This window comes from Tunicatimonas sp., from assembly GCF_049647865.1.
In the GTDB taxonomy this organism is placed as follows: Bacteria; Bacteroidota; Bacteroidia; order Cytophagales; family Cyclobacteriaceae; genus Tunicatimonas.
In genome coordinates this window covers 1-7,259 of the sequence record NZ_JBARYM010000502.1, presented here as the reverse complement: position 1 = coordinate 7,259, position 7,259 = coordinate 1, and the positions used below count along the sequence as shown (strand labels likewise).

At 43.0% G+C, this 7,259-nt stretch carries 5 protein-coding genes; 3 read left to right on the top strand and 2 right to left on the bottom strand.

What is annotated here, in order from left to right; all coding sequences use genetic code 11:
* The 3 genes from WBA23_RS14845 to WBA23_RS14835 all read left to right on the top strand — a co-directional run.
* Positions 1 to 366 (top strand): hypothetical protein (locus tag WBA23_RS14845; protein ID WP_424583064.1); only part of this gene is annotated, 366 nt, incomplete at its 5' end.
* Positions 367 to 444: 78 nt separating this feature from the next.
* Positions 445 to 1,522, top strand: a protein-coding gene (gene prfB, locus WBA23_RS14840) for a peptide chain release factor 2 (RefSeq protein WP_424583063.1) whose coding sequence is annotated in 2 segments (ribosomal slippage) — positions 445 to 504 and positions 506 to 1,522 — 1,077 coding nt in all. Because the reading frame shifts where the segments join, the coding sequence is not laid out codon by codon here.
* A 508-nt stretch (positions 1,523 to 2,030) separates the two neighbouring features.
* Positions 2,031 to 3,206, top strand: a complete 1,176-nt coding sequence (locus WBA23_RS14835; RefSeq protein ID WP_424583062.1) for an MFS transporter — start codon at positions 2,031 to 2,033, stop codon at positions 3,204 to 3,206.
* Between the two features lie 48 nt (positions 3,207 to 3,254).
* On the opposite strand, the gene WBA23_RS14830 is transcribed toward WBA23_RS14835, so the two are convergent.
* Together WBA23_RS14830 and WBA23_RS14825 are read right to left on the bottom strand one after the other, a co-directional pair.
* Positions 3,255 to 3,872, bottom strand: a complete 618-nt coding sequence (locus WBA23_RS14830; protein WP_424583061.1) for a porin family protein — start codon at positions 3,870 to 3,872, stop codon at positions 3,255 to 3,257.
* Between the two features lie 50 nt (positions 3,873 to 3,922).
* Complete coding sequence (locus WBA23_RS14825; protein ID WP_424583060.1) at positions 3,923 to 7,216, bottom strand: BamA/TamA family outer membrane protein; 3,294 nt, start codon at positions 7,214 to 7,216, stop codon at positions 3,923 to 3,925.
* Between the last annotated feature and the right edge of the window lie 43 nt (positions 7,217 to 7,259).

The window sequence follows — 7,259 nt, the reverse complement described above, 5'->3', positions numbered from 1 at the left end:
AAGAAAGATTTTCAGAAGTTATTCGCTGTTATTCGGGGTCTAGAAAATCTAATCGTGCTTCCAAATGTTTGGACAGAAGTTGATAATTTGTTAAATAATTTTCTCTCTGGAAATTTCAAGTGGCCATACATTAAGGTAGTAAGAGAAAGTATCTCAAAGACTTCTGAAAAATATCTGAATTCTGAGCTGGGGGTCAATAGTGATTATTTTATTAAGTTGGGTTTAACTGACTCACTGCTTCTAGAATTAGCGAAGAATTGTGATTTGCTAATAACCGCAGATTCAGATTTGTCAGATACAGCAAAAGCGCATGGAATTGCTGTTTACGATCTCAAAGAAGAAAGAAACAAAGACTTTATAGAGTAGGCTCCATTTACTCCCATCACAATTGCCGGATTCAAAAATTTCACCATTCATTATTTATCAATCACTAATCATTAAAATATGACTACAGACCAGTTGAAAGACTTGAAAGCCCGAGTAGAGGCTTTAAGGGGGTATCTTTGACTACGATCAGAAGAAAGCCGAGATAGACGATGAGCAGAAACTTACTCTGCAACCTGATTTCTGGAACGATCCGAAAGAGGCTGAAAAACTAATGAAGAGCATCCAGACTAAAAAGGTTTGGACCGACAGTTACGAAAAAGCCAAAACTGCTTACGACGACCTGGAAACACTCTACGAGTTCTACGAAATGGATGAAGTGAGCGAAGCCGACATTGAACGGGAGCGACAAAAAGCAGAAAAGATTACGGAAGACCTGGAATTTAAAAAAATGCTGAGTGGGGAGGAAGATCAACTCAGTGCTGTATTGCAGATTAATCCGGGAGCAGGCGGCACCGAGAGCCAAGATTGGTCCGAGATGCTAATGCGGATGTATATTATGTGGGGGGAGAAAAATGGGTACGGAGTGAAGCAGGTCGATTTTCAACCCGGTGATACGGCGGGTATTAAATCAGTCACCCTTGAATTTAGCGGTGATTTTGCCTACGGTAACTTGAAATCTGAAAATGGCGTACATCGGCTGGTACGAATTTCTCCTTTTAACGCCAATGGTAAGCGACAAACGTCCTTTGCATCCGCTTACGTTTATCCGGTAGTAGACGATTCTATCGAGATTGAGGTAAACCCAGCGGATATCACTTGGGAAACCTACCGTTCGGGCGGGGCCGGTGGTCAAAACGTGAACAAAGTAGAAACTGCGGTTCGCTTGCGCCATGCCCCTTCAGGAATTATAGTGGAATGCCAGCAGGAACGTTCTCAGCTACAAAATAAAGACAAGGCAATGCAACTGCTGAAGTCTCGCCTGTACCAGCAAGAAGTTGAGCGACGTAATCAGGAGCGCGATGAAATTGAAAGCAACAAAAGTAATATTGATTTTGGCTCCCAAATTCGCAACTACGTGTTACACCCTTACAAACTAGTAAAAGATGTACGAACCGGAACTGAAACCTCCGACGTGCAAGCCGTACTGGATGGCGACCTAGATGCCTTCATCAAAGCGTACTTAATGGAGCAGTAGTTTCTGGAGTGGAAGCTATCCAAATCTTGAGTCAAGCACGCTCTCAATAATCATTATTCCAACTTGCTTAAAGTTAGGATGATGAATATTAAGGAAATAGTTGTATTCATTAGGAATTATGGAGGTAGGTACTTTTAACATGGGATAGCTGTTACCAGAATATCCCTCTTATCCTAATTTTAATAAGCAGAACAAAAGCCTTTTCACCATTTTTAGGTAAGTCCTGTTCTTGAATATGCAGAATAGGAAGCGCACCGGGAACAAAAATAACCGTAGTACGAAATAGAGTATCGTTGCCGCTATGGCTACAATGTACTAAGTTCTCTAAACAAGCGAGCAAGCGTGATTCGCTAGTGTAGATAACAAACTCTCCATCTTTATTCCACCGGTTGCAAATCCTGAGGCGACCAGTTTATCAGCGTACTAGGCTTTAGCGATTTGATAGAGCTACCATTTCTAAAACCTTTTCAGTCAATCTCGTACAAGTATAGTTTACAGCTTTTCTTTTATGGCAGCTAACCAAAACATCTATACTTTTCAGTTCGGGCTGCTGTGTTTGAGTTCATTTCTGTTCTTCTCCAGCTTTAACATGATTATTCCGGAGCTACCGGCGTATCTAGACCGGATGGGCGGGGGCGAGTATAAAGGGTTGATTATTGCGTTGTTCACTCTAACCGCCGGACTATCCCGACCATTTAGCGGTAAACTAGCAGACCGAATTGGACGTATTCCGGTGATGATCTTTGGGGCGGTGATCTGTTTTATCTGTGGATTTCTCTATCCGATTGCCACCTCAGTATTTTGGTTTTTGGCCTTACGGTTTTTTCACGGACTCTCTACGGGCTTCAAACCAACCGGAACGGCGGCGTACGTAGCCGATGTAATTCCCGCTCAACGTCGGGGAGAAGCAATGGGCGTACTTGGTTTATGTGGTAGCTTAGGAATGGCGAGTGGTCCGGCTATTGGAAGTACGTTAGCCAACCTGTATTCATTAGAAGTAACTTTCTACGCTTCATCCGTTTCAGCAATAATGTCGGTACTAATCTTAGCAGGGATGCGCGAAACCCTGGTTGATCGCGAACCCTTCCAATTCAAATTGCTTCGGTTAGACTGGAGCGAAGTATTGGAGCCCCGAGTTTGGGCACCCTGTGTGGTTATGTTATTTACTACCTATTCCTTTGGCGTAGCCCTAACCCTGCTGCCCGACCAAAGCGACGCACTGGGCATTGACAACCGTGGTTTAGTGTTTATGTACATGACGATTGCTTCGGTGGCAGTTCGTTTTTTTGCCGGAAAGGCTTCGGATCGTTACGGAAGAGTAATTGTGTTAAAATGGGCCGCCAGCATATTAATAATAGGGTGCTTGTTTTTAGGGTACGCACCTACCGGGTCTTGGTTTTTAGTAGCTGGGGCAGTATTTGGCTTAGCAGTAGGAATGAATACTCCCACTATCTATGCCTGGACAATTGACTTGAGCCATCCTGAGCGACGGGGGAGAGCCATTGCTACTATGTATATTTCGTTAGAACTGGGTATTGGATTGGGTGCTTTGACTTCCGGCTGGTTGTACAGTAACGAGTTAGAACGGTTGCCCTATGCTTTTGTCGTAGCGAGTTTACTGTCGTTTTTTGCATTGCTGTTTATGATCATTTCCAAACCAAAGCAAGCTATAGCCAGCGCATAAAAAAACCGCCCTCGCAAAAGAAGGCGGTAATTAAACCTTGATAGTTACTTAAAAAAGTTTAAATCCTAATGAGAACAGCCACTGCTGATTCCTGAGGTCAGTATCGAACTGCCGACCACCCAAAGAAACTTCTTCACCCAATGTGCTGAGGTTGTTCTCGTAACGTAGATCGAGGGTCAATTTAGAAATATCTACCCCAATCCCTGCCTGAAAACCGACCGTAGCATCATTATAGTTTTCTCTAATTTCATTTTGAGCATTACCATCTCGAGCGTCGGAATTCAATAGCAAGCTAAAGGATGGTCCGGCATTTACGCGGAATAATGGGCCTATTTTAAAACCAAACAGCACTGGTACGTCAAGCTTATTGTACCGGATACCTTTCACTTGATCGACATTAGCATCTATGTTTTCGCTATCAATTACAATTTCCCCCCCGGTAGAAGTGAAAAGAGCTTCCGGTTGTACGTAGAAACCTAAAACTGAGAACCGGGCAAAAAGTCCGGCATGAAATCCTGCTGAAGCATTTCCCCCCGCAATAGCCTGGGCCTCGCTTTCGGTTAATGTTGAATGACTGATACCTATTTTAGGGCCTAAAGTGGCAAATTGTCCGTAGCTGCTTATTGACAAGCCCACCGCTATTACTATTAAACATACCTGTTTCATAAGAGATATTTTGAGATAAGACAAATTGTTTAACTATTAGTATCCGTAGGTCAAAAATCGTACCCTAATGTGAAGTAAAATCTTGGCTCATCAGCTACTATCTGATCTTCAATAGGGTAAGCCAGATCAAACTTCAGGTAATAGCCCAAAAGAACAGTGCGTATACCAGCACCATAGCTCATCAGCCAGGGAAATTTGAAATTCTGAATTTCGGCTACAAATGGCCCCCCGTCGCTGATTATCTCGGTGTTAATGCTATTTTCTTCTCTAAAGGGACTAGGACCCGTCCAGGAAGAGCCAATATCGTAGAAGCCGATAAACTCTAAGTTGCGGAAAAAATTAGAGGCAATAGGGCCGCGATAGAAATACCGAACTACTGGAAATCGTAGTTCAGCTGTAAAGGTCAGCACATCAGTACCGTTGAATTTATTGTAGTTAAACCCTCGCAGATCAACAAACTCGGTAAAGAGTATGTTGCTGTTATCTACGTTTTGTTGGATAGCCAACGGGTTTTCTTCTTCTGAATCTGGGGTATCAGTACGATTAAATATCCAGTTATGCATTCCACCCAAAAGGTAAGATTGCGGATTGGCTCCAAAGAAGTTTCCGTAGTAAAGTCGCCCCACCAAGGTTAGTTCCCGGTGTATTTTCAGGTAATGACGCACGTCTACTTCGATATTGCTAAAGCTACGAGAAGCATCGTTTAACCCCTGATAATGGGTGAAAAACGCTCGTGCTTTGGTACCTTCGTATTTATTCAGACCAAAATTAAGGGTGTTGTCAAAAACTAACCCTGCTTTCAATCCACCGAAGAAAACGGTATTCTCTGTTTCGGCCATAGGAGGAGCCGGAATAGTCGGACTAGGGTCAAGGTCAATATAATGAGTATTAGCGAAAAACGGATTAATCTCCAGCCGAGTAGAAACATTAAACGGTACTGCCGCACCCACCTGAAAGTGGTTCATGGTGTACTTTTGAATGTTCTGATCGTTCGCCTCTCGGTATATTCCATCGCGCTTGTAGCGGAATGTAAAATCTACTCGGTTTTTTAGATACTGATACTCCGCAAAAACGCTCGCACTTCGCAAATCAGTGAATTGTACAATACCACCCGAAAAGCGATGGTTCTCTAACATATCGTTCATCTGCACCTGAATGTGAAAACCAAAATTCCGAAGTGGATCGATAGTCAATGATGTAATCACATTATCGGCACTAAAGCGAGTTTCGTAAGGTGCGGGTCCATCAATACGGGTTTCGCGCCGTAGTCGGCGGTAACGCGACAAAAAAGAATTGCCTTCACCTGCTGGTCTCTGGTCGCTCTCAAAACGAAATCCATCGGTAGATATAGCATCTTCAGTAGGAGATTTCTCAATATCAAATGCGTAATTATCCGTATCGATCATTCCATCTTCTAACTGGGGAGCTGCCTGCTCGCCAAATGTGTAAGCATTGGTATCAATAAGGTTTTTTGGTAGCGTATCAGCATCAATTGCCGATGTTAAGCTATCCAAGTCAACTTCAGAATTAACAATAAGAGAATCGCGAGGAACGAAGGACGGAGGGAATGAAGTTGAATCGGAAGGTACGGCCGAAGTCCGTCGCCTCTTCTGACTTTCGGCTAAGCGTTGGGATACCATTTGGGCTTGAATAGCTTCTTGCCGTTGGGTTTTGGGGGTAAATGTGCTCTGACTCAGGTTAATGCCTTCTTCTAAGAATACATAATCCTTTTCATCAGCCAGCATAATGTAAGCAATTCGGCTGTTTTTAAAGTCAATATCATAATCTTGTAAGCTTACGGCATAATTAGAGATTTGGGTAAATAAGCTGTCTCTAATCTGGTATTGGTACAAATTATAAATACCCTGCTGATCACTCAGGTAATAAATAGTGTTCTCATCTTTAGGAATAGGCTTAATATCTTTACTCACCGTGTTGGTTATGCGTGACAATAGCGAGTCTGCAGGATCTTGTTCTGGATTAAAAAGGAAGATATTAAAGTTATCCTCAATATCTTGATTAAGCTGAATGTCACGAGTTTTAGTGGAGGCAAAGTACAAAGAATCGTTGGGGCGGTTACTGCTGAAAATAATCTCGTCGCTCTCAGGCATAAAGCGAGGGTGTAAATCATCGTAAATATCGGTAGTAAGCCGTTTAAATGTGTTACGATTCGGATTGTACAGAAACAAATCATTCCGACCATTTAAATCGGCACTCATTACCGCCAGCCGAGCACTTGCATTGAGGTCAAAGTCTTTTATTTGGTTGAATCGGCGTAACTGAATAGCCCGTTTTCGCTTGCTACCCTGATCATAAAGCCATAAATAGTTCTGCCCTCGCTCAACTCCAACAATGCCCAATATTTGATCACTAGCCCAATCCAATAGCGGTACGTCCTGATCAACGTCCTGATCAATAAGTTGGAATCCACTCTTGTGTATAGTCTTAGATCTTTTACGTTCTAAGTCTCTTATAACTACTTTATAGCGACCATTTTTATTTTCGGAATAGGCTAAAAAGCGCCCACTAGGACTAAAGGCTACATGACTGTACTTTAAAGATTTACGGTTTTTGTTACGTAACCGATTATCATCTACTGGATATTGATAAATATCAGCTGTCTGGCTTGACATTTCAGAGTAAAAGGACTGCCACTGCCGCGAAAACAACCGAAAAGGAATGCCTAGCGTGTTAACAACGCTACTTTCTTCATTACGAATGATTCGGGTTAGATTCAAAATGTTAGATATGCTGCTGCGACCGTAGCGAGCGGCAATAAAGTTCCAAACCGATTGCCCTACAATGGCGGCTTCCTCCCCCGTAAATTTTGTGAGTTTAACGTTTCGTTTTTCGTTGAACAAATCTCGCATAAAGTCATCCATTTCAATACTCCAACCCTGAGCAATGTAGCGAGCCGCCCCCTGGATAAACCATTCGGGTAGGGTAAGCAGATAAGCCGATTGAAACATGTCGGTAAGGCTACCGCCGAACATCATGTCGTTAATCAACATTTCAGAGATTTGCTGAACCAACTCATGCTTAAAGGCGATCATACTACCCGGATAGGCCACTTCTACCTGCGACTTCACAAAATCAGTCTGACCACCCACCGTATACGATTTCCCTTTTACCCCCACATTGCTCTGCTGTAGATCAGAAGTAGAATTATAGAGAAAAATCTTAGTTTTCGTGTAGGGGGCGTAGCCAATTACATCAGTGATACGTTCAAATTCCTTCTCCAGAAATTTGGCGGCGATGAGCGCGTTATCCTGACCGCCATCGTAGAAGTACACATCAAAATTATCCGAACTGTAGTAGCGCCAGTTAAAATTCTTGAATTGCACCCGGTTTTTGCCAAAGCGTTCCCGGTTAATTTGAGCGTACTAC